The sequence below is a fragment of the Marinobacter qingdaonensis genome (assembly GCF_034555935.1).
GTDB classification, from domain to species: Bacteria; Pseudomonadota; Gammaproteobacteria; order Pseudomonadales; family Oleiphilaceae; genus Marinobacter; species Marinobacter qingdaonensis.
In genome coordinates, this window is record NZ_JAYDCJ010000003.1 from 1,219,568 (window position 1) to 1,241,899 (window position 22,332).

At 56.3% G+C, this 22,332-nt stretch carries 23 protein-coding genes and 1 other RNA gene; 16 read left to right on the forward strand and 8 right to left on the reverse strand.

Annotated features, from left to right (window positions below):
* The first annotated feature begins 7 nt into the window (after nucleotides 1–7).
* The 3 genes from U5822_RS08720 (at nucleotide 8) to U5822_RS08730 (ending at nucleotide 4,747) form a co-directional block, all read left to right on the forward strand.
* Nucleotides 8–2,032 (forward strand): hypothetical protein, encoded by a 2,025-nt coding sequence (locus U5822_RS08720; protein WP_322855237.1) that lies wholly within the window; start codon nucleotides 8–10, stop codon nucleotides 2,030–2,032.
* 113 nt (nucleotides 2,033–2,145) lie between these two features.
* Nucleotides 2,146–3,828, forward strand: a complete 1,683-nt coding sequence (locus U5822_RS08725) for an acetolactate synthase large subunit (RefSeq protein ID WP_322855238.1) — start codon at nucleotides 2,146–2,148, stop codon at nucleotides 3,826–3,828.
* A 37-nt stretch (nucleotides 3,829–3,865) separates the two neighbouring features.
* Nucleotides 3,866–4,747 (forward strand): hypothetical protein, encoded by an 882-nt coding sequence (locus U5822_RS08730; protein ID WP_322855239.1) that lies wholly within the window; start codon nucleotides 3,866–3,868, stop codon nucleotides 4,745–4,747.
* Here the strand turns inward: U5822_RS08730 and U5822_RS08735 are convergent, their stop codons facing one another.
* Complete coding sequence (locus U5822_RS08735) at nucleotides 4,748–5,635, reverse strand: chemotaxis protein (RefSeq protein WP_322855240.1); 888 nt, start codon at nucleotides 5,633–5,635, stop codon at nucleotides 4,748–4,750.
* A 143-nt stretch (nucleotides 5,636–5,778) separates the two neighbouring features.
* Entirely contained in the window at nucleotides 5,779–6,372 is a 594-nt protein-coding gene (locus U5822_RS08740) for an exopolysaccharide biosynthesis protein (RefSeq protein ID WP_322855241.1), read from the reverse strand.
* Between the two features lie 345 nt (nucleotides 6,373–6,717).
* On the opposite strand from U5822_RS08740, the gene U5822_RS08745 reads away from it, so the two are divergent.
* From U5822_RS08745 to U5822_RS08755, 3 genes are all read left to right on the forward strand, one after another.
* Nucleotides 6,718–7,119: a hypothetical protein gene (locus tag U5822_RS08745; protein WP_322855242.1), complete on the forward strand. Its 402-nt coding sequence runs from the start codon at nucleotides 6,718–6,720 to the stop codon at nucleotides 7,117–7,119.
* A gap of 91 nt (nucleotides 7,120–7,210) precedes the next feature.
* The gene (locus U5822_RS08750) at nucleotides 7,211–7,819 is read left to right on the forward strand and encodes a hypothetical protein (protein WP_322855243.1); all 609 of its coding nucleotides are present in this window, start codon (nucleotides 7,211–7,213) and stop codon (nucleotides 7,817–7,819) included.
* 232 nt (nucleotides 7,820–8,051) lie between these two features.
* The gene (locus U5822_RS08755; protein ID WP_322855244.1) at nucleotides 8,052–8,516 is read left to right on the forward strand and encodes a hypothetical protein; all 465 of its coding nucleotides are present in this window, start codon (nucleotides 8,052–8,054) and stop codon (nucleotides 8,514–8,516) included.
* 127 nt (nucleotides 8,517–8,643) lie between these two features.
* Here the strand turns inward: U5822_RS08755 and U5822_RS08760 are convergent, their stop codons facing one another.
* The 3 genes from U5822_RS08760 to U5822_RS08770 all read right to left on the reverse strand — a co-directional run bounded on the left by U5822_RS08760 (nucleotide 8,644) and on the right by U5822_RS08770 (nucleotide 12,441).
* Entirely contained in the window at nucleotides 8,644–9,972 is a 1,329-nt protein-coding gene (locus tag U5822_RS08760; RefSeq protein WP_322855245.1) for a protein NO VEIN domain-containing protein, read from the reverse strand.
* Between the two features lie 246 nt (nucleotides 9,973–10,218).
* A complete protein-coding gene (locus tag U5822_RS08765; RefSeq protein WP_322855246.1) occupies nucleotides 10,219–11,751 on the reverse strand; it encodes a P-loop ATPase, Sll1717 family in 1,533 nt (510 codons plus the stop codon).
* Nucleotides 11,752–11,763: 12 nt separating this feature from the next.
* Nucleotides 11,764–12,441 carry an XRE family transcriptional regulator gene (locus U5822_RS08770; protein WP_322855247.1) on the reverse strand — a complete coding sequence of 226 codons (678 nt, stop codon included), beginning with the start codon at nucleotides 12,439–12,441 and terminating at the stop codon, nucleotides 11,764–11,766.
* Between the two features lie 220 nt (nucleotides 12,442–12,661).
* Between U5822_RS08770 and U5822_RS08775 the strand changes: the two genes are divergently transcribed.
* The 10 genes from U5822_RS08775 (at nucleotide 12,662) to U5822_RS08820 (ending at nucleotide 19,514) form a co-directional block, all read left to right on the forward strand.
* Nucleotides 12,662–12,823: a helix-turn-helix domain-containing protein gene (locus U5822_RS08775; protein ID WP_228743552.1), complete on the forward strand. Its 162-nt coding sequence runs from the start codon at nucleotides 12,662–12,664 to the stop codon at nucleotides 12,821–12,823.
* Nucleotides 12,824–13,162: 339 nt separating this feature from the next.
* Nucleotides 13,163–13,348: a hypothetical protein gene (locus tag U5822_RS08780; protein ID WP_322855248.1), complete on the forward strand. Its 186-nt coding sequence runs from the start codon at nucleotides 13,163–13,165 to the stop codon at nucleotides 13,346–13,348.
* Nucleotides 13,349–13,638: 290 nt separating this feature from the next.
* A complete protein-coding gene (locus U5822_RS08785) occupies nucleotides 13,639–13,935 on the forward strand; it encodes a hypothetical protein (protein ID WP_322855249.1) in 297 nt (98 codons plus the stop codon).
* A gap of 20 nt (nucleotides 13,936–13,955) precedes the next feature.
* Complete coding sequence (locus U5822_RS08790) at nucleotides 13,956–14,165, forward strand: hypothetical protein (protein WP_322855250.1); 210 nt, start codon at nucleotides 13,956–13,958, stop codon at nucleotides 14,163–14,165.
* 5 nt (nucleotides 14,166–14,170) lie between these two features.
* Complete coding sequence (locus tag U5822_RS08795; RefSeq protein ID WP_322855251.1) at nucleotides 14,171–14,371, forward strand: hypothetical protein; 201 nt, start codon at nucleotides 14,171–14,173, stop codon at nucleotides 14,369–14,371.
* A 636-nt stretch (nucleotides 14,372–15,007) separates the two neighbouring features.
* Entirely contained in the window at nucleotides 15,008–15,718 is a 711-nt protein-coding gene (locus U5822_RS08800) for a DUF948 domain-containing protein (protein WP_322855252.1), read from the forward strand.
* 2 nt (nucleotides 15,719–15,720) lie between these two features.
* The gene (locus U5822_RS08805; protein ID WP_322855253.1) at nucleotides 15,721–15,984 is read left to right on the forward strand and encodes a DUF2523 family protein; all 264 of its coding nucleotides are present in this window, start codon (nucleotides 15,721–15,723) and stop codon (nucleotides 15,982–15,984) included.
* Between the two features lie 3 nt (nucleotides 15,985–15,987).
* Nucleotides 15,988–17,145, forward strand: coding sequence for a zonular occludens toxin domain-containing protein (locus tag U5822_RS08810; RefSeq protein WP_322855254.1), 1,158 nt, complete (start codon nucleotides 15,988–15,990; stop codon nucleotides 17,143–17,145).
* Nucleotides 17,146–17,262: 117 nt separating this feature from the next.
* Nucleotides 17,263–18,528 carry a hypothetical protein gene (locus U5822_RS08815; RefSeq protein WP_322855255.1) on the forward strand — a complete coding sequence of 422 codons (1,266 nt, stop codon included), beginning with the start codon at nucleotides 17,263–17,265 and terminating at the stop codon, nucleotides 18,526–18,528.
* Nucleotides 18,525–19,514, forward strand: a complete 990-nt coding sequence (locus U5822_RS08820; protein WP_322855256.1) for a phage integrase — start codon at nucleotides 18,525–18,527, stop codon at nucleotides 19,512–19,514. The genes U5822_RS08815 and U5822_RS08820 overlap by 4 nt, the downstream gene beginning before the upstream one ends.
* A gap of 6 nt (nucleotides 19,515–19,520) precedes the next feature.
* Here the strand turns inward: U5822_RS08820 and U5822_RS08825 are convergent, their stop codons facing one another.
* The 3 genes from U5822_RS08825 to U5822_RS08835 all read right to left on the reverse strand — a co-directional run bounded on the left by U5822_RS08825 (nucleotide 19,521) and on the right by U5822_RS08835 (nucleotide 22,299).
* A complete protein-coding gene (locus U5822_RS08825) occupies nucleotides 19,521–20,345 on the reverse strand; it encodes a hypothetical protein (protein ID WP_322855257.1) in 825 nt (274 codons plus the stop codon).
* A gap of 78 nt (nucleotides 20,346–20,423) precedes the next feature.
* Nucleotides 20,424–20,788, reverse strand: a transfer-messenger RNA (tmRNA) gene (ssrA, locus tag U5822_RS08830).
* A gap of 92 nt (nucleotides 20,789–20,880) precedes the next feature.
* Nucleotides 20,881–22,299, reverse strand: coding sequence for a WS/DGAT/MGAT family O-acyltransferase (locus tag U5822_RS08835; RefSeq protein ID WP_322855258.1), 1,419 nt, complete (start codon nucleotides 22,297–22,299; stop codon nucleotides 20,881–20,883).
* Nucleotides 22,300–22,332: the final 33 nt, after the last annotated feature.

Sequence of the window (22,332 nt, forward strand, 5' to 3'; positions counted from 1 at the left end):
ACGTCGCTTGAACGATAACCAACCGGGCAGCGCGGCGCCGGCGGTCAACTTCGACAAGCTGGTGCAACGCCTGGATGACGCCATCCAGGCACTGGAGGAGAGTCGGCCGTTCGCCAAGGCCGGCAAGCTCCCGCGCGTGTTCGACATTGCCCGCCGGGTGCTGCTGCAACCGGACGGCTGCCAGGCCATCGAGGAGCGCGCCGAGCGCCTTGAGCTGGCCGGCGTCTACCTGGGCACCGACTGGGCCGAACCTGCCATTCTTCTACCCTCGCTGACCACCCACTCGCTGCAGAGCCAGAACGCCGACACCGTGGTGATCGAGGCGTTCAGCGAACTGCGCCTGCTGGCGGTGGCGCGGGGCAACTACCTGCATCCGTCGGTGTCGGCGGAGCAGGCCCATCATTATCTGACCCAGGTGCTGGCCATCAACCTGGGCCTGCTGTTTGGCATGACCGGAGAGGCCGAGCGGGAGCAGGGCAAGCTGGCCCTGATCAGCCAGTCGGTGGTGCAGTACGTGGCCCACCACATTGGCTACGAGCACGTGATCGACAGCCTGATCGAGGAGATCTGGCGCATCCTGCAGCAACGGCCGATCCAGGTCTCCGACGTGCGCAAGATGATCACCCAGATTGCCATCTGCCGGGCCGATCCCGAGGCGGATCTGGGCGGCGCCGGCCGCGGTGCCGATCGGCTGATCTCCAGCCTCTACGGCCCGACCCGGGCCTGCAGCGAGGACCCGGGCGTGGTGGTGTACGAGCAGCGGCTCGAATCCATGGACGCCCAGGCCCTGCAGAATGAGGCCACCGGCTTCGCCCGCTCCATGCACGACACCGGTCTGGTGTCGCCTTACCACGCCAGCTTCGTGCGTTTCATCCTGAGTGACCAGGACACCCTGCTGACCGAAGCCCTGGGCCTGTCCAGCACCGGCCGGGACTGCCTGCTGTGTTACCGGGAGCTGGTGCATACCCTGATCCAGGAAGGCATTTACCCGGAGACGGCCCAGGGGCTGTACGGTCTGGCGCTGTTGCTGGAGCGGGGCATTCTGTACCAGCCGCCGGTGGCTCCGGCGCTCTGGCGCCAGGCCCGGTTGTCGCTGTGCCCGCACGCCCGGGAACGGCTGCAACTGGCCTACGGCTACCACCCGCAGCCCGCCGCCTGGCTGATCCAGGGGGTGCTGAATATGCTGGGCCAGCCTCTGGGAGTGGGGCAGGGCAACAACCCCACCTGCCAGTCGGCACGGGCGCTGTCCATGTGGGCCTACAACGACCCCGACTACCTGTTGCAGATGGTGGCCTGGGCCGCGCGCGACAACGAAATCATCATGCACTTCGAGGGCAAGCCGGTGTCGTCGGCGCGCAGTCAGGGTGGCGTGGCCTCCGAGGTGACCCTGGACCTGGACCCGGTGTCCCTGGTGGTGGTGCCGCATCTGGATCGCATCTACGCCGAGATGGGCCGCATGGTTGCCGAACGTGAAGGTGACCCGCACCGCTGGGTTAACCCGGAGTTCCACGGCTGGTCCGCCGGGCGCGGCTTCGCCATCAACGTGGACGTGGAAACCGGCAACCTGGCCGATCTGGAAGGCTTCATCCGCCACTTCTACGCCAGCTATCACCCCTTCTACAACGGCAACCAGCCATTGATCCATCCGCAACCGGCGGGCATTGCCGTCACCGACAGCGCCGCCCGTTTCATCGGCTGGCACGCCATCACCCTGCTGCGGGTCGCCCTGGACCCGGAAAACCAGATGCGGGTGTACTTCTTCAACCCCAACAACGACAGCGGCCAGAACTGGGGCGATGATGTGAAAGTCAGCACCTCCGGCAATGGCGAGCGGTTTGGCGAATCCTCGCTGCCGTTCGAGCAGTTCACCTCCCGCCTCTACATTTACCACTTCGACCCGCTTGAGCGGGGCGAACCGGCGGATGTGGGCGAGGACGAACTCCGGCGGGTGATCGAGGGCGTTCACCGCAGCTGGGGCGACGGCCGGGTGCCCACCGGCTCACTGGAGGCGGAAGGCTCGCTGTCCGGCTAGGTCGGCGCCGCAAACATCCGTCCGCCATTCACAACGTACTAAGCTAGCAAGAGCATTCCGGCGGGGCCTAATGGCCCCGACCGGCTCCATCGGCTTTGGCACAGGGGGCAGGAATGGCGAATGAGCCAACTTCAGGCGGGCGCACCGGCGCCGAACTGTTCATCCAGGCGCTGGAAAACGAGGGCGTGCGCTACGTCTTCGCGGTACCCGGCGAGGAGAATCTCGACCTGCTGGAGGCTCTGCGTACCTCCAACATCGAGTTGATACTCAACCGCCATGAACAGGCGGCCGGGTTCATGGCCGCCACCTACGGGCGGCTGACCGGCCGGGTGGGGGTGTGCCTGTCGACCCTGGGGCCGGGCGCGACCAACCTGGTCACCGCCGCCGCCTACGCCCAGCTCGGCGGCATGCCGATGCTGATGATCTCCGGCCAGAAGCCGATCAAATCCTCCAAGCAGGGGCTGTTCCAGATCCTGGACGTGGTGGACCTGATGCGTCCGCTCACCAAGTACACCCGGCAGATCAGCAACGCCAACACCATTCCGGCCAAGATTCGCGAAGCCTTCCGGTTGGCCTCCGAGGAGCGGCCCGGGGCCGTGCACCTGGAGCTGCCCGAGGACATCGCCGCGGAAACCGCGGACCCGGACACCCACATCTTCGAGCCCAGTGATGCCCGCCGGCCCAGCGCCAGCGAAAAAAGCCTGGAGATGGCCTGTGACATGCTGCGCCAGGCCCGGCACCCGCTGATCATGATTGGCGCCGGTGCCAACCGCAAGCGGGTGTCCCAGGCGCTGATTCACCTGGTGAACGTCACCAACATCCCGTTCTTCACCACCCAGATGGGCAAGGGCGTGGTGGACGAGCGTCACCCCCGCTACCTGGGCAACGCCGCCCTCTCTAGCGGCGACTTCGTGCACTGCGCCATCGACCACGCCGACCTGGTGATCAACGTCGGACACGACGTGGTCGAGAAGCCGCCTTTCTTCATGCGCCCGGGCGGCAAGCAGGTCATCCACGTGAATTTCAGCGGCGCCGATGTCGACCCGGTGTACTTTCCCCAGCACGAGGTGGTGGGCGACATCGCCAACAGCGTGGAGTACCTGGCCGAGCATTGCGGCCACTGCGGCAATCACGATTTCAGCCGGTTCATGGAGGTCAAGGCCGCGGTCGACCGGCACCTGCAGGACCGGGCCGACGACGACCGTTTCCCGGTGGTGCCCCAGCGCATCGTCAGCGATGTCCGCAGGGTGATGCCGGAGGACGGCATCATCGCCCTGGACAACGGCATGTACAAACTCTGGTTTGCCCGCAATTACCCGGCCTACGACAACAACACCGTGCTGCTGGACAACGCCCTGGCCTCCATGGGCGCCGGCCTGCCCAGCGCCATGATGGCGGCCATGCTGCAGCCGAACCTGAAGGTGATGGCCATCTGCGGCGACGGCGGTTTCATGATGAACAGCCAGGAGCTGGAAACCGCGGTGCGGCTGAAGCTCAACCTGGTGGTGCTGATCATCAACGACAGCGCCTACGGCATGATCAAATGGAAGCAGGCCCAGGAAGGCTTCCAGAATTTTGGCCTGGATTACAGCAACCCGGATTTTGTCACCTACGCCGATGCCTATGGGGCCCATGGCCACCGTGTGACCGGGGTGGCCGACCTGCGCCCGACCCTGGCGCAGGCGCTGGCCCAGGGTGGGGTGCACCTGGTGGATGTGCCGGTGGACTACAGCGAGAACCGCAGGGTGTTCGACGAAGAGTTGGCGGACCTGACCTGCCAGCTCAAGGCGCGGTAGAATGGCAGCCTGATTCATCAATTCAGGATGCGTGTGTATGACCCTGTCCCTGTTTCGTGCCCTGCCGGCACTGTTCACTCTGGTGTTCCTGGCCGGCTGCTCCGGACCGGAGACGCCCCAGGAAGTCGCCGAGGCGTTCTGGCAGGCGGTGGCCGAGAACGACACCGACGAGGTGATGGAGTTCTCCACCCTCAGTGTTCCGGCGGATTTTGACGCCATCGCCGGGGACTGGACCGGCGCCCAGCCAAGTTTTGGCCGGGTGGTGATCGACGAGGGTGAGGCCACCATCGTTACCCGGGTGCCGGCTCCGGACGCGCCCAACGGCCAACCCCGGGAACTGCTGACCTACCTGGTGGACGGCGTGGAGGGCTGGCAGGTGGACTACCAGCGGACCACCGACACCCTGCTGAACCCGTCTCCGCTGTCCAGCCTGATGGGCGAGCTCAATCGCCTGGGCGAGAAGCTGGCGGCCAGCTTTTCGTCTTCCTCCGACGATCTGGAAGCCCGCATGAACGAACTGGCACGGCAGCTGGAGCAGTACTCCGCCGACATGGAGTCCAAAGCCAAGGCGGCCATTGAGACCTTCGCCGAGCGCCTGCAGGAGGCAATCGAAGCGCTGGAGGAGTCGATCAACGAGGCCATTGAGGACGAGGACTCGGCGCCGCCCCAGGACCGGATCATCCTTGAGCAGGCGTCCATGAGCCTGGAGCGGGAAGTGGAAGCGCTGGAAGAGCCGACCATGGAGGTCCTGGCCAAGACCAGTCGTACCCTGGCGGAAACCGGTGAGCGCTTCACCCAGCTGAGCGCGCAAACCTACGACAAGTACCAGGACGAGTGGCTGGCCACCCTGCAGGACATCCGCAAGGACACCGAAGCCTTCTTCGCCGACCTGCACCAGAGCCTGGTGCGCGAGGGCTGATCAGCGGGCCTGTTCGGCGCCCCGGAGCATGGCCTGGAGCAGCTCCCGGGCGTCGAACTTGGTCAGGGCCTCGTTGGCCCCCACCTGGTTGGCGTAGCTCAGGCTCATCTCGCTGTTCAGGGATGTATGCAGGATGACGTACGGCTGCTTCAGGCTGCCGTGGTCGCGGACATTGAAGGTGAGTTCGTAGCCGTCCAGCCCGGGCATCTCGATGTCGCTGACCAGGATGTCGATGGGCCGGCCCAGTTCGTCATCCCGCAGCAGGATCTGCAACGCCTGATCGCCGTTGGAGGTGACCTGGTAGGAGATGGCCTTGCTGTCGAGGGCATCGGACAGCTGCTTGCGGGCTACCTGGGAATCGTCCACCAGCAGGATGTTGAGCGCCTTCAGGGTCTCGCTTTGGACATCGGTGAGGCTGACTTCCTCGGGCACCAGGGATTGCGGGTAGACCATGGCCAGCAGCAGCTCGACATCCAGCAACTGGATGATGTCGCCCTCCACGTCCAGCAGTCCGGTGATGAACGCGCTGCTGCCCAGGGCCTTGGGCGGTGGCATGACCTGTTTCCAGTCGGTCTCGATGATCTTCTCGACCCCGCGCACCAGGAACCCGATCTCCTGGCGCTGGATGTCGGTGATGATGATCGACGCCTTGTCCCGCTCTTCCCGCGACAGCGGCGTACCACCCACCGCCGCGGCCATATCAATCACCGGTACCGCAGAGCCCCGGAAGGTCGCCGTGCCGATCACCGCGTGATGGCTATGGGGCAGCTTGTTCAGCCGCATGAACGGCAGGATCTCCCGAATCTTCAGGGTGCCTATGCCAAACTGCCGGGCGCCTGACAGCCGAAACAGCAGTAACTTCTGGGCCTGTTTCGTTTTGCTGGACATACAACGGGATCCTTTTGGTCGGTAGTCGAGTCGGTTCCATGGCGTGTGCCGAAGACCGAAAATTATAGCAGCCGGCTTTGGTAACCGGCGCTATCACATTGTTTCAAATGGTGATCGTGCTTTAGGAAGGGTAACGGCCGAGATCAGGATCCCATGAGCCCGGCCAGCACAAACCAGAGCGTGCCGCCGGTCAGCACCATGCCCAGCAAGGCCAGCAGGCCATCCCGGGCGACCATGGCCATGCCAAACACCATCAGCGCCAGACCGCCGCCGTTGGCACTGAACGGCACCACTTCCATGGCCGGCATCGCGGCCGCCACCAGCATGCAGATGATCGCCATCAGATAGCGCCCCGGCCCTCGCACCAGCCAGGTCAGCCGCGGCCGGCTCCAGCGATCGACGAACCGGGCCGGCTTCGCCATCCAGTCCAGACCCTTCATCAGCTTGTCCCGGCCGACCCGCCGGTGCGTCAGCTTGTGGGGCAGCCAGATGGTCTCCCGTCGAAACAGCAATTGGCCCAGGGTCAACAGCACCACCAAGCCCAACAGGGTCGGCACCCCGGGAATGTCGCCAATCAAGGGCGCAACCACGATCAGCCCGGCCACCAGCACAATCGGCCCGAACGAACGCTGACCCACCGCCGCCAGCAGATCGCCGATGGACACCTGGTCCTGGCCCTCGGTCTGGTCCCGTAGGCGTTGGAGCAGTTGGCTGAGGTTGGCGGGCGGTTGGGTCATGGGGTGATGGAATCCGGTTGATGGATACGAAGATTATGGGGTGACCATAACCGGATTGTGTTGAGGATTCATTAAGTTGGGGTCAAAGGCGTTGGTAGTAAAGGTGGCGGGGCAGAACGAAAAAAGCCCCGGAGGCCGGGGCTTTTCTCTTGGTGTTTGGTGGAGACGGCGGGAATTGAACCCGATGCCGTCGGACTTAGAAGCAACACAGACGTCCACTATTCATCTCAAATCAGTTGCTTATATAGATCTAGCTCCACTCAAAGCCACACGTGAACACAACTGCGTGGACACTTCGTTGACACTTTCGGTAAGCTTCCTATCGTTGTTTCAATGGAGTGAACGATGTCCTGGTTTAAGGTGTTTTCGGCAGTAGTAGTCGCCAATATTGTGTCGTGGGTCATCATCAGCATTATTGGCTGGCTGATTTTTTTCGTGGTTTTCGATTCCATGACCGACTTCATGGGAGAGAAATTAGACGAGCAACTTTCAAAAGAATTCCCTCCAATAACGATACCGGCGCCTAGCCAGCCCTCTCGTGATCTACAGCAGCAGTGGGAAAACGCTCAGAAGGATCGAGAGCGCAGGCAGGCTGCTGCACAGAGAGAGGCAGAGCAGCGGCGGGCAATGGTTCAGAAGAATCGTGAGCTATGTGAATTCTGGCAGGCCGAGTTTAGCAAGGACGGTAGCGAAAAGAGTAAGGCCTACCGCGATATGGCATGTACACGTTACCGAAATAACCTTTGAGCGAGGCTGGCTACCGAGATCAAAGGTCGTGCAAAACTTTCAATCTACTACTAGGGTTATCTAGACAATTTCAGATTTCAAAGGATTGATCGTGAAAGTTTTGAAACTCTTATTCGCATCTTTTTTCTTGTTCGTTTCATTGACTACCAATGCTCAAGATCAGAAAACGCTTGATGCTGTCATATTTGGTCACGACTTGGGTTGGCTCAAGCTTCACAATGCCGATGGTTTAAATGTTGAGGTGTCAGATCAGGTTAGCGATGGGTGTTGGACCAACATCTCGGCCGTGAAAAACTCGATCGAACTTCAACTAATCCGAAGCGGGTACGAAACTTATACGGGAGAAGATACAAAAGCCTTTGCTCCCACCGTTTGGATTCAAGCACTTGGCTTTGGAATTCCTTCTGTTAATGCTTGTGCGGTTTCCGCAGAGTTGTCAGTCAGTGTGGCTGATTTTGGCAAGCTGGAATGGGACCAGGCCACACTGAGTTCTCTGTACAAATATGAGCTGGCTAGTTACAGCGGCATTTTCACAGCCAACAAATCTGACTCAAATGAGTCAATGAAAGTGCAATTCGAAGATCTGGTCCAGACGATGCTTGTAGACGTTCAAAAGAAAAAACAAAGTATTCGGAAAGATCTCCTGGATCAGGAGCAAACTGCAGCCACGAAGTATTGGATAGATCAGTTAGAGCAATAGGCGGTTGAGGTTGGCTTGGGGGAATGCAAAGGTATACGGCTAAGGAGTAATGGCCAGATCTAAATTTACCTCAACACTTACCTGCCGATTAATCAAAGAGTTAAGCGATCAAGCCATGTGGCTAAAGCCATCGCATTTACACAAGGTCGATGGTTGCCGGGCATCAGATACAGCTGATCATTTGCTGCTGTGCCTGAGCGTCAGATATGAATGAAACCAAAGGAGTGGGATCATGAAAGGTGTGGCCATGGGCGTGCTTTTGTTTTTGTTATGCGCTTATTCTCATGCGGAGGACGTTCTTGAAGGGAAGTTGAAACTGGCTGGGTTCCAGGTAGAGGTATGGGGCGATTATGAAATCAGCCATATGCTATTCCCCGACGAAACTTGGAAGTTCAAGGTCTTGGTGGTACCAGTCACTGTAAGGCAAGGCGATCTGATTGATATCGCGAAAAGTTTCTATAAAAAATATCCAAGAACACGTGCCAGATTTTTTAGCGATAAGCAGCATTTGCAACAGTTTGTGGAGAGGGATATTTACGTTAATGATAGATCTGGAACGGCAAAGGAAGTGGCTTTCCCAGATTCCAAATGGGTTCAGAATAACCTGCTGGGAAACATCAACAATCGATCCGAAAAATACAACCGTACTTGGATGCTAGAGAATAGATACGGTAGCCGGATCGTACTGCTTGAATGAAAAGTCTCACCAGTGAGTAAACTGACTTACCCCCGATCTAACGAACAGGTTTAGTGGAAAGCCCAAAACCCATCCAGCGCCTTCTACTCCAGTCTCCTAAGTACATAAATTTAGGAGACACTGGACACTAAAATTTCCGCGTAGCTCGAAAGGCTGTGGGCACTAGATCAAAGTTCTTCGTGACGTTCCCAGATACTCGGTAGAATCGCGCCGGCCTTCCCGCTGCAAAGTCGTAGATTCTATATATCCAGTAAGACTCTCCGTACTCCTCTGCCTTCGAGATCTCGTTCGAGGAGATGAAGAAATCGGTGTTCAAATCCCCAGTCGTGGTCTTCACCTCAATGTATTTTTCTTGTCCAGTTTGCGAGTCGAACGATCGGATGTCGTAACCGGCCGCAGAGTTCACGGTGGCTGTGTGTTCGACACTATTCGCCAGGTCCTCTCTACCTTCCGCAACGAGGTGATCTATTTCTTTCTGAATGACCAGTCGCTCTCCAGCTAAACCAAGCTGACGGTTTCGCGCCTCACGCTCCGCCCAGTCTGTATTTCCATAAGCATTGCCGTTCCCTTTGCCGCTCTTTGACTTGGACCTATCAGGAGGTGCCGTTTCAGTTAGAGAGCTCGGAATATCATTCTCGATTGGTTGGTAAGTCGGCGAAAGGGCAGGGGTAAGCGCAAGCCCGATTTTCGATGCCAATCCTTCTGGAAGCGGCCAGTTGAGGATATTCCACACAATGTGTACCGGTTTTTCTGAGGCAGGGTCCCACTCCCTGAATGAGAGTGGTCCGAAGTAGGTGTAAGGAGCGCTCTCTTCGGTACGAAGAAACAGACATACCAAATTGCGTGTTTCATCATGGGCAACCAGTTGTCTCACTGCCGGAGAAGCTTGGGTTTGCTCTGCCTGGGACTTCCAAATCAAGGCCCCATCTTCTGTAACGGCGTCTTCATATTGGTTGCCCTCGTATGATCCCAGGGTCACGAACAGTACCGCATCACCTGGCAATGGGCGGTCTCTGATTATTCCTTGAAGTCCCCAAGTGCCGCTACCTGCTCGAAAAGTATCGCCTTCCCCCAGAATCTTCCACGCATCCCTCCTGGAATAATTTCCGTGGAGGATTAAGCCCTCTTTTCGTCCTGGCCTGTAAGTTTTCGGTTTGATCTCAAATCCAAGGCGCTGGAGGATACGAAAGGAGGCAGAAGCTTCGCCACCAACAAAGTGTTGTGATTTTACGTCGAAGTTGAGATGCGCTGAAGCTGCCAATCCGAATACAGCTTTCGGGGGGTATGCTTTGCCGTTGATGATCAGATCATATCGACTGGATTCATCGAAGGAGTCAACCTTTCTACCAAGTTTTTCAAACCTACTTACTGCTTCCAAAACCTCTTCCCGGGATAGGTTTTTTAGCAGCGAGCCTAGTCTATTGATACGTCCTGCTTTTCCAAACTCGATCGACAAAAGCTTCCCTCCTTAGAGCACTGGACGTTAGAACGAAACCGGTTGCGGAAAATCTCCTACGCAGACTTATGAAGATACCTGTTTTGGAGAGAGGTTTCAGTCTTCATAATACCCTGTAATCATTTGGTTAGGAGACCCTGTCGATTGGGGGCGGGCTGGCAAACGCGACACCTTCAAAGTAACCTGACTTAAAGGAGAGTCCTGGCTTCAGGCCTCTCCCTTTGGTTCCCAGTATAAGGTGAGTATCTAGATTAAATCTCGTCCGCATTCCCTGCACACTGCATCGTTGTTATCCGTAAAGTACTCAATGTCCATGATGTTGTCGGTTCGGCAATATTCACACGGAAGCCATCTGTCTTTTACGAATTTTTCTAACGGTGTTCTTCTGTGAATGAGTCGAACAAACGCAGGGTCCACGATGCAGTAAAAGTTCAGTGGTTTCTTAGATGTTTCTTGAGATATAGTCCCAATGTGCTTCACTATTCCCTCTCTAGTCCACCCCGTGATTTTGTTTCTCGCGCCTTCGCCCGTAATTTTAAGAACGTCGTTTGCAACATAGTTGGTGGTAAATAACTCCCTTCCCACCTTTTGCACTTCTTTGATAGACCTTTCAGTGTATATTTCGTGCACTATATTTTCACAGTACTTTATGATTCCGAGGTCGGCATAGTTTACTGATATTTTCTTTGGGTTTCCGAAAGCCATGGACTGCTCTGCAAGAATGCTCTCACATATTCGGATCATGTTTCTTGGCGATTTGTTTGCCATGATGCAAATAGCATCATCTATATCAAAATCTTCTTTTTTTCTATCTTCAGTAATGTCCTTTAATGATGTGACTTTTTGATCACTAAAGGCTTTTAATCTCTCCGATAGAATTTCTTTTAGTCCAACTCTATCCCATGATAGGTTGTATGTAGCAACTCTGTCCGGACGGCCTTCTGCCCTATACTTATCTTGGATGGCATCCCAGAGAAAAAACTTGAATCCATAACCATTAGCTTCGAGTAGATCAAGGTCTTTTATTAGTGGCTTGATGAGCTTGTAAGTAGCTTCTGAATCGTTTCCGGTTAGCTCGGTCTCATCCACTTTATCAATCAGTATGTAAATAGACCTAAATCCGACCTTTTTCGAGAGTGATAATAAAATTTCGAGCTGATGCTTATAGGTTTGGGAGAGCTTTTTGGACTCAGTCTCTAAATCGGGAAGATCAATTTTGTCCAGGTCGTACCGGGTCAATATAAAGTTTATGGCTTTCTCCATGAACCCCACATTTTTCGACCAAAATTCTTTGAATTTATCTGGCAAGCCCTTCAGTTCATGAACGATTTCTTGGAGCTCATCTCCTGTTAAGTCTCCCAGGTAGTTCACAGTGAAAATATATAAGTTTTTCTTTTCGTCTTTGTTCAGGTTTTTTAAAAGGTCATCATTTTCAGATATGTATGAGAGTAGAGATATAAGAACTCGGGTGATTATATTTCTTAAGTGGTATGACAACGAAATGTTTTCTAATTTTTCGTTGTTGGAGAAGTTGAATCTATTATACGTAACTGAGAGGAATTTCTTGTCAATTCCAGCGTCATCTATCATTCTTTTGAGAGCAGTTTTTCCTGCGCCCCTGGGGGCGAAGACGATGCAGGGACTTGGATTTTCTGAGTCTCCTAAAACAGCATCAAAGTATGGTGGAAATACAAAGTAGTCTGTTAATCGCGGTTCTTCATCCGCGTTTGACTTTGTAAATGGATGGTTGTTAAATCCAAGGTCCTCATACAAGCTCATATTGCATCCTTTTTATAGGTCTTTTCCTACCCAAACCACTTTTCCAATTACCTCCAGAGACTCAAGATCTGCACTTGAAATTTCCTGGGGAGGGTACTCTTTGTTATCGCTAAGAAGCTGAACGCCATCGTTCCAGAGCGTTTGAACCCGCTTCACGAGGAGGTGGTCTCCATTTCTAATGACGTAAATATGCCCATCTCGAAGCTTTTTTTCACTGGTGTCCACCATCACGGTCTCATTATCTGAAATCGTAGGTTCCATAGAGTCACCCCTAGCAAACACCAGCGCTAGGTCCTGCTCATTAAAACCCCGGAATCTGAGCCACTTTCTTCGAAAGGCCAGCTCCCTGGTCGGCGCTTCATCCCCGGCAATTGCCCCGTGTCCAGCAGCGACTTGAATGTTGTAACCAGGTATGAGTGCAAACTCTTCCTCAAACTGAGAGTTTGATTGCGTGGGTTGCTTTCCTGTCGCAAGCCACTCCAAGGGTACTCCGGTTGCTTCTGCTATTTGGGCCGCTTTATCTAGTCCTGGGGTTGATCCAGAGAGGTACTTCCGCATCGTGCTAAGCGGGATTTTGCACTTTTGGGCAAATGCGCTCTCCGAGAGGTTGCCCATTAGTATTTTTATCCGACTTGAGATGTTCCCTGGCTCTTCTGCTTTATTGCTTTTTTGGTCTTTAATATCAGTCATTTAATGGTGCCTTTCCAGGCTCTATCCGGGAGTCTTTTGAAAGGGTGGTCCAATAAGGCTAAATAATTTACCTTTTTGGGCTTGAAAAATAGTCCAATAGCGCTATATTTATTGCGTGAAAGCGTTATAGGGTTGCCTAAAAGCGTTAGTGCAAAACAGTGTAGCAGAGTGCAAAACAGTGGACGAGCAGAAACAAATCATCTTGTTAGCGACGCCGGTCATGACTCAGGAGCGTTTTGCTCAGCTGACCGGGCTCACGGAAGGGCAGGTGCGGGGCATGATCGAGAAGGGCCATCTGCCCTCTCTCAAGATCGGCAAGCCCCGCATGGTGAACATCGCCGCGCTCTCCCAGGACGCCATGGACAAGGAGGACTGGCAGTGATCCGCACCTACCAAGCAAAGCCGGGGCAGGGCATGACTCAATCGCCTCACGCCAAACGAACTGCCTTTGCCTTCCAGGGCCCCATGGCTGGCTCACCCTCACTGCATGCCCTGGAAGGTCTTTTTACAACCCTGTGCCAGCGCCTGGACCAGTTGACCCAGGTGCGCACCGACTTACCGGACGACTACGTGGCCCGCATTAAGGCCGCCTTCACCGACCAGCTCCTGAACGAACTCGAAGGCCACGGTTACCACAGCCCCGCCTTCGATCGCCTCATCGCCCTGCGCGATGCCTACGACAACGGAACCCTGACACCGGAAACCCACGGGAGAACACCCCATGAAAACGAAACGCAAGCAGGGCATGCGCCTGTACCTGGACACCGACACCTACCGGGAAATGCTCCGGCAGGTGGCCAGCCAGGAGACCATCAAGACCCCCGCCGAGTACGCCGCACAAGTGCTCGAATCGGCCATCCAGAGTCGCGGTCAGACTCCGGATTCCACTCGGCCAAGCCCGACATAACCCCCGTGTTGTGTAGCTGCCCCCGTCATCCGTCTCCGTCGGTACGAGGGCGACAGGCACAGCACGGCAGGTCCGCAAGGCGGCCCGCAGGGCCAGCGCAGCGGGCCTTGCGGAGCTGACGGGCTTTGCCTAATTGGCGACCGCCGACGGTGACGGATGACGGGGGTAGCGAAACGGCTGCCCTCTGATTCCAGATCCCGAGGTACCAGACGGACGCGCAGCGTCCACACAGAAAACCCAAACCCCACCGCCACCGGGCGGATTCACAAACGAGGACTGAGGTAACCACCATGGAAAACCATCTGAACCTGATGATCATCGGCGCCACCCGTTACGACATCGACGGCAACCGGGGCGGCTCACTCTGGGCCTATTCCCCGGCCGAAGCCGACGACGACAACCGCGTCGGCAACGAGGTCATGAAGATCACCTGTGACTACAAGCACATCGACCAGCTTCGGAACCACGCGGACCGCTTGCCGGCCATGTTCACCGTCAAAGCCCAGATGAAAGCCGGGCAGGGCGGCAAGGTCACCTTCAAGGCCCTGGAGCTCAAGCCGCAGGAACCCATCAAGAAATCCGCTTAACCGGTACAGGAGACTGACCGTTGAGCAAAGCAATCCTGTGTGACGGCGACTGGACCATGACAGCCAACGGCTGGGACTGCTCCGGCGCCATCACCCAGGTGGTGTACACGGCACCCGTCGAGTACACCGCGGCAATGATCACCGAAGCCATCTTCCAGGGCTTCACCGTGACCTTGCCACTCATGGCGGTCGCATGGGGCGGTCGCCAACTCCTGAAAATGCTGAGGTAATGACCATGAAGAAACAACTGATCGCGCTGTGCGCATTCGCCTTCTCCATCGTAGCCGGCCCGGCCGCTGCGGCTGACTGGTCCACCGTCACCGGTGGTCTGGATTTCTCCGGTGAAATCACCGGCGTCATCGCCGTCGTCGGTGTCCTGGCCGGCTTCTACGTCGTCCGCAAAGGGGCCCGTCTCCTGCTGAGCATGATCAAGTAGGAGGGTAATCGTGGCAGAGCTGTGGGATTGGACATTCTTCATGATGGGGGCGGCGCTGTGCGTGTACCTGTTCAAGGATGTCTGATCCTGTGGCTCTGCCTGCATAGTGTCTTCTCAGTGGGAGAAGAAATTGAAGGAGGCAGTGCTTACTATCAAGGTCTGTACAAATACCAGTACAACTGTGATTCCTATGAATCACAGTCCTGCTACGCCGGTACTGCAACGGGAGAAGATCTCGGTGCGTATCGTTACTATCGATACTATTGCCGGGTCGATGGCGAATATCTGATTCCTAACGGGACGATTACCTCTTCGTCCGGTGCAACACGAAACCATTTCAAGAGCTACTGTTCCACGGCTGATCCTGGTGAGCTAGCTCCCTGCCAGTCTGGTGAGATACGTCACCCCATCACGCAAGAGTGCTACCTCCCAGAAGAGCCTGAGCATTGCTATGAAAAAGGCGAGATCTATGACGGTGAATATGGCCGTTGTGTCCAGGATTGCCCCAATGGGCAGTTAAACGGTGTTTGCCTCCAGGACACCGCCGATAATACTGATGACTGCAATGCCGACTCTCCAGACTACAAGGGCTTTATCGGCAACGGTGCCTCCAAGCACAACCTCTGCACCTCCAACATGGAATGCGAGGGCGGCGCCTTTGGTGTGGTCAATGGCACCCCCGCCTGCATTCCCGACGAATACGGTCCGCCCACCTGTCCCTCTGACGGCGCCCTGGTCATCGACGAATACGGCTTTGTCTGCGAGTCCGTGAACGATGCGCCGGAAGAGCCCGACACCCCGGAAGCCCCCAACACCGATACCGACGGCGACGGCCAGCCGGACGAATACCAGCGCGAGAACGATCCCACCAGCGTCGACAAGGGGCTCGACAAAGTGCAGGACGGGATCTCCGACACTAACAACAAACTGGACGGCACCAACCAGCGCCTGGACAAGGTCGGCAAGGGCCTCGATGCCGTCAACGACAACCTGAACGACGGTCTGGGGGCCGCCAACCAGACCCTGGGCGACATCAACGAGAAATTGGATGGTCCGAACGGCGGCTACAGCACCGACGGCCTGGGCGACGCCCCCACCTTTGCCGAGAGCAGTGAGCGCCTGCAAACCGTGATCGCCACCAACCCCACCATCCAGGCGGTGACCACGATTCCGAGCATTGCCAGCAACAACACCTGCCCGGTGTGGACCATCCCGTCCACCGATTTCTGGCAGTCCATGCCGATCGACAGTCACTGCCAGATCCTGAACGACCATCGCGGCCTGTTGTCCATGCTGTTCATCGCCGTCTGGACCCTGGCCGCCGTCTTCGTCTTCCTGAGGGCCTAACCATGATCCAGAAACTGATTGATGCACTGATCGACATTGTCTTGTGGGTACCGCGCCAGCTCTTCGGCCTTCTGGTCGATGGCGTGGAATTGATGCTGGGCTGGATTCCGGACATCGACATCGTGGACCTGCAAAGCGTCTTCGACGGCTTGGGCGGCCAGCTGCTGTATTTCCTGACGGTCTTCGAATTCGACTACGGCATCACCGCCATGATGACCGCGCTGATTGCCCGCTTCATTCTCCGACGCATTCCGTTCATAGGGTAAGCCATGTCAATTGTTGGGTACGCAGGCCTGCCGGGATCGGGCAAGAGTTACGGCGTGGTGGAAAACGTCGTCATTCCAGCCCTGGAAGCCGGCCGGCACATAATCACCAATATCCCGCTCAAGCTCGGCCGCCTTTCCGATGACTTCCCCCAGGGCAAAGTCACCATGTTCGACAACAAAGAGGCGGAAAACGATCCGACCTTCTTCGATCTGGAGCGTCACCCGGCCGGGGTCATCTGGATCATCGACGAGGCGTGGCGCTTCTGGAAAAGCGGCATGAAGGCCACCAACATCCCGCAATGCCAGAAGGAGTTCTTCACCGAGCACCGTCACAACGTCGGTCCGGACGGAAGGACCAATGAGATTGTCCTGGTCACCCAGGATCTGGCCCAGCTCTGCGCCTTCGTCCGTGGTCTTGTGGAAGAAACCTACCGGGCAGTGAAGCTGACGGCGATCGGCCAGAAGAACAAATACCGTGTCGATGTTTACATGGGAGCCGCCACCGGCCAAAAACCGGGCAAACCCATGCGTCAGCTCTTCGGCTCCTACAAGCCCGAGATCTACCAGTACTACAAGAGCCACACCCGCAACAAAACCGACTTCGCCGCCGGCATGGAAGAGAAGGCTGACGACCGCGCCAACGTCCTGAAACACCCGCTCATCAAGTACGGCATCCCGGTCTCGGTACTGATCATGGCGCTGGGTGTCTGGAAAGCGGTCGCTTACTTCAGCCCGGAAGAACACGACGAAACAACACCAGCAACTGAGCAGCAAAGCCCAGGAGCTCAACAACCGGTCACCGTCAGCCGAAGCGCTAAGACGGCCCAACGAACCCGGGCGGTGAAAGCGAGCCTGGAGGGCAGGGCGCCTCACCAGATCAAACATGAACTCGAACCCGGCTGGCTGCCCCTCTCCAAACGCTGGCGCATCGTCGGAGAAGTGAACGGGGTGTACTGGATCTGGGGCGAAACCGGCACCCGCAAGATCCATTCGCGGAACTGCGCCACGTTCCTGAAGACGGGGGAGCCCTTCTGCGTCATCCAGGGCGCCCTGGTGACCTACTACAGCTACCGGGAACCGGAGCGGACCGAAGAGGACAAGCAGAACCGTTCTTCCTACCTGGAAACAGCACTACCCGAGAAGGAAGGCGACGGCGCGTGAGCGCGAGCGGAGCGACCGCCACGCGCCGCGCAGCGGCTTGGAGACGTCCCTGTAACACGTCTCATAGAAAACGACGGTAGTCGATTTTTAACCACACAGAACCACAGTGAGCCACAGATGAAAATCAGAGACTTCGAACGACTGGACATCACCACCGGGGAAATCGGTAAAGGGGATCTGTTTATCGGTCCCGAAGGCCAGCAAGTGGATCTCAAAAACGTCAACGTCCTCTGGACGGGCGTCGATACCGTCCGGCAATTGTTCCAGGGACGACTGAAACCGGAAGTGCTTGCGGAGATCGCCACCGAATACGAATCCGGCTATGACGCGACAGTCGAAGTAAGGGGCGTTCCCTTCCGGCTCCAGTCCGGCCGGCGAGGGGGCTTCAAATACATTCTCCAGAACCGGGAATACGGCCTGACTATCCTGGTTCAGAACTTCTACGCCGAAGCAGATACCCAGGGCACCCACGTGAAAATCGAAACCTCTCCCCGTTGGCTCTATGAGCGCTCCAGTGACCAGATCCACGACGAGTTGGCAGAGTGGGGCATGCACTTCCTGAGCCGTATCAAACCGGTTGGGATCGCCCTCCACCTGGCTGTGGATTTTCAGGGGTGGGAACCGCCCCAGGACTTTGCCCAGCACTTCGTCACCCGGGCCCGGACCATCAGCGTCCACAATGGCATGAGTGACTTCCACTTCCAGGGCCTTCAGGGCTCCACGGTGAACGGTCGTGGTGAAACTTATACCTTCGGTAAGGCCAACAGCCTGCAGGTATGCCTGTACGACAAGTCCAAAGAGATCGACGTAAGCGACAAGCGTGCCTTCATGGAGGGCATCTGGGAATGCGCGGTGAATGAAGAGTCGTTCCCGGACACTTGCTACGACCCGGACAAACCGGTTTGGCGGCTGGAAATCCGGTTCCATCACCGCATCGTCAACGAGATCTCCCAGGGCACCCCGAACATGAAGCCCATCTACACCTACATGGACGCGGTGCCGCACCTGACCGGTCTCTGGCAATACGCTCTCCAGGGCAACCGCTATGAGGTAAAGCGGGAATGGGTGCATCCCATTTGGACCAAGCTCAGAGAGGATATTGGCTTCGGCTATTCAGCCCCGGATCTGCTCTACAAGCGCGTAAAAAAGGAACCCGGTTGCGGCAACGAAAAGAACGTCTCCCTCGCCTTTGGCAATCTCTTGTCCATTTATGCACGCAACCGTTTTAACCCTCGTCAGGCCTGGGACTGCCTCAAGAAATCCGGACTCTGGGAGGATCTGTGCGCCTACTACCGACGACGGGAGATCTATGAAAACGAACTGTTCCAGCTCGTCCAGGATGGGCTCATAAAACGACGACTATTGACCAAGGTGGCGGCATGATCAGGAAGCTACCCTCGGGACGTTGGCAGGTCGACATCCAACCAGGTGGGAGAGGGCAGAAGCGCGTCCGAAAATCGTTTGATTCCAAAGCAGAGGCGCAACGGTTTGAACGCTGGGCAATGAGTCAACATGACGCTGGATCGAGTATTCCCCAGCTGAAGAAAGATAAGCGCAGGTTTCTGGAAGTCCTCAGAACTTGGTACCTAGCGCATGGTAAATATCTGAGAGATGGGGAGCGGCGCTATCGCCACCTCAAGCGAATTGCTGAATCGTTTGGAAACCCAATGGCATCTAAACTCACGGCCAATGATTACTTGGTTTATCGTGCCCTTCGAATCGAAGGCGGGATCTCACCGAAAACCTGCAACAATGATCTTGGCTATCTGAATGCGGTGTTTAATGAGCTTTGCCGAACGGGCGCACTTAGCTACTCAAATCCTTTTGCAAAGATCCGGCCCATTAAGATCCAGGAGAGAGAAATGGGGTATCTGGACGACGATCAAATTCGGATTATCTTTGCCGAGCTGAGAGAGAAAACTACAAATCCCCATGCTTTACTAGTTGCTCGCCTTTCACTGGAAACTGGCGCCAGGTGGTCAGAAGCGGAGGGGATTACTCTTAGCCACTTGAAGCCTAATTTGGTGACTTACGACCAAACAAAGTCAGGCAAGAAAAGGTCTGTGCCGATTTCTGAGAACCTATACAAGACTGTCAAAAAACATCTGGAAAAGCATGGAAGTTTCGGCACATCCACGATTTCAGCGTTTAGACGCGCGGTGGATCGCTCAGGTATCCAATTACCTCAGGGGCAGTGCGCTCACATTTTGCGCCACACTTTTGCTAGTCACTTCGTTATGAAGGGTGGAGAAATTCTGACTTTGCAAAAAGTTTTGGGGCATTCTTCTATCGTGATGACGATGAGATACGCTCATTTGGCGCCTGATCATTTGGATCAAGTGCTTCAGTGCAAGCCGAAAATTCAATAGCTTAGCTCACATCATTTCTACAATACGATTTCGGACTTCATCTCTACTGGTTTTCATAATTTGAATTAGCTGGTCTTTGTCTGTTGATGTTTCCAGTTCTGTTCTCAGTTCGGCCGACAGTGCTATTGCAATGTCCTGCGGGACTTCCAGCCGCTGGACGGCCCATTTTATATACTCTTTCCTCAACTCCATCCTTGTGGTTCTGGCTGTCTGGAAGTTTTGCTGTGCCTCGTTATGAGCTTCGCTTAGAGAAGCCACGTAAGCTTTCGTCTTTTCGTAATCCACGCTGTCAGCACTATCTAGCTCTTTTAACTTGGTCTGTAGGTATCCGTGTAGGTCGTTTGCGTACTTGCCTTCGCGTTCCTCTTTTCGAAGCGCATTTTGAACGTCAAGGCTTTTATGCAGAGCGTCAGTCCAGAATTGGGCGTACTCGTTAGAGAGCTTTATCGCAAGTTTAGAGGTTTCAGATTCACCAATTAACTGGATTTTCGAAGCGACAGATCCCAGATCAGTCATGACCTCTCTCGACGCCCTGATATCAATGACCGCATCACCCAGAGAAAGGTAAAGAATATTGATGCGCGGTAGTACTTCGCAGAGTTGAAGGTATACGGACCGACGCATCTCTGCTTTCCTGTGCCTCCTATTTTCTTGTTCTTGCCGATCTATCTGTATTCTTAGCTGTTCTCGACTATTGCGATTAGAAAGGTGAACTCCGAAAAGGGTGATTAGAGCCGCTGTCACGGCCGCCCACACGGTATCGGGAATATTGCTTAGAACTGTTGGTATACACTCGATTGCGGTGGTCAGCGAAATGATGTCGGTTGACACTTTGTTGACGCCTCCATGTCCTTTTTATTTTGATTCAAAAAAAAAGCCCCTGAAATCAGGGGCTTTTCTCTTGGTGATTGGTGGAGACGGCGGGAATTGAACCCGCGTCCGCCAGTACTCTGCCTTGAGATCTACATGTTTAGCTTCCTTCTATTGATTTAATCTCAAGCGGCCCGAAGGTCAGGGCGCAAGAGACGAGCTCTTTGGATCTTAGCTAGCGGCCAGTGAGCTCTGGACGCTAGAGCAGCCTGTTAGCGATGACGTCCTGAGATGTTGCTTCTGGGATACAGGCATCCCAGTCAGGACGACTAGCAGCTTACGCTGCTAGTGCGTAGTTTTCGTCGTTTGCGACTATTTAAACGCAGCTTTGGATTAACGAGATTGGCTGCCATCTCGACATGCACCCAAGGGTTCGCAACCGGCGTCGAAGCCATGTCGTCCCCCTATGCCTCAAGTATATGTGTCCGGTTTGGCGGACTTCAAGGTTTGTTTTGGTCTGCCGGCCGTTTACGGCCGGGAGTTGTACCTATTTCCATCACCCGGCCCGTCGCTCCAGGGCGCCTTGTCGGCCCGCGAGGGCGGCGTGGCTCAGGGCCTGGAAGCTTTCCTGGAAGTACTCCATCACCGCGTCCGGGTCGGCGGGGATGTTCTTGTCGATGGTGATCCCGAACTGCACGGTGCCGGCGTAGCTGAAGATGCTCATGCCGATGCCAATGCTGCCGCTCTGGGGTACCCAGAACATGGGTTGGGTGACCTCGGCGCCGGCCAGATACAGGGCGTGTTTCGGGCCGGGTACGTTGGTTAGCACCGCCGAGGCTTTGTTGCTCAACAGATGCAGGGCCCGGCGTTCGAGCACATCCGGGCCGCGGCCGAACAGGTCGAGCAGGCTGTAGGTCACCTGGGCCTGGTAGGAGCGCTTGAGCCGATTCATGTTCTCCTGCACCTGGCGGAAACACATGATTGGGTCCCGTACCTCCACCGGCAGGGCCAGCAGCACCAGGCCGAACTGGTTGCCCAGGGTGTCGATCGGTTGGTTGAGCGGGCGCAGGTTGAAGGGCACGGCCACCCGCAGGCCGCATTCCGGCACCCCTTCCTGGTGCGCGGCGAAATGCCGTTGCAGGGCGCCGGTGGCGGTGCACATGAGGATGTCGTTGACGGTGCCGCCCAGGGCTCGGGCGCAGGCTTTGACTTCATCCAGAGGCAAGGGCTCGGCCCAGGCCACTCGTTTGCGACCGCACAGAGGGCGTTTCAGGCCGGTCTCGGGTTCCACGGGGGCGAGGCCCAGTTTAAGTAGATCGAAGGCCACGCTGCCTGCGGTGGAGGCCAGTTTCAGGGGATATTCGGGTTCGTCGCGAACCGACTGGATGAATAGCCGGGTCTGGTAGTTGGCGGCCTGCACGCTGTCCACCGCCCGGTGCAGAGTGGCCTGAATCCAGGAGCGTTTGGGCGGCGTTGTTGTGACCCGCGCCGGCACCTTGGCGAGCTTGGGCTCCGGGCCCCGGTCGGTCAGGGAAAGCATTACCCGGACCAGGGAAATGCCGTCGGCAATGCAGTGGTGGATGCGCAGCAAGAGCGCGCTGCCGCCCTGGTAATTATCGATGTAGTGCAGTTGCCAGAGCGGGCGCCGGAAATCGAGGGAGCTGCTGTTGAGGTCGCTGACCAGTTTTTGTAGGGCGGCCTTGTCGGCGTCGCCGGGCAGGGCGATCTGGTGCAGGTGGTTGTCCAGATCGAACAGTGGGTCGTCCTGCCAGTAGGCGCGATCGCCCTTGTCCACCACCCGCTGGCGGAACCGGTGAAAACGCAGGAAGCGTTCCTCCAGCGTGCGCTTGAGCCGGTTGATGGAAATGGGGCGGTCCATGGCGAGGACGCCACAGATCATCATCGGGTTTTCCGGCGTGTCCATGCGCAGCCACGCTCGGTCGACCGCGGTCATCGGGGTTCGGGTAAGAGGCATATGCATTCCCTTTGCCTGCCAATGGGAACACAG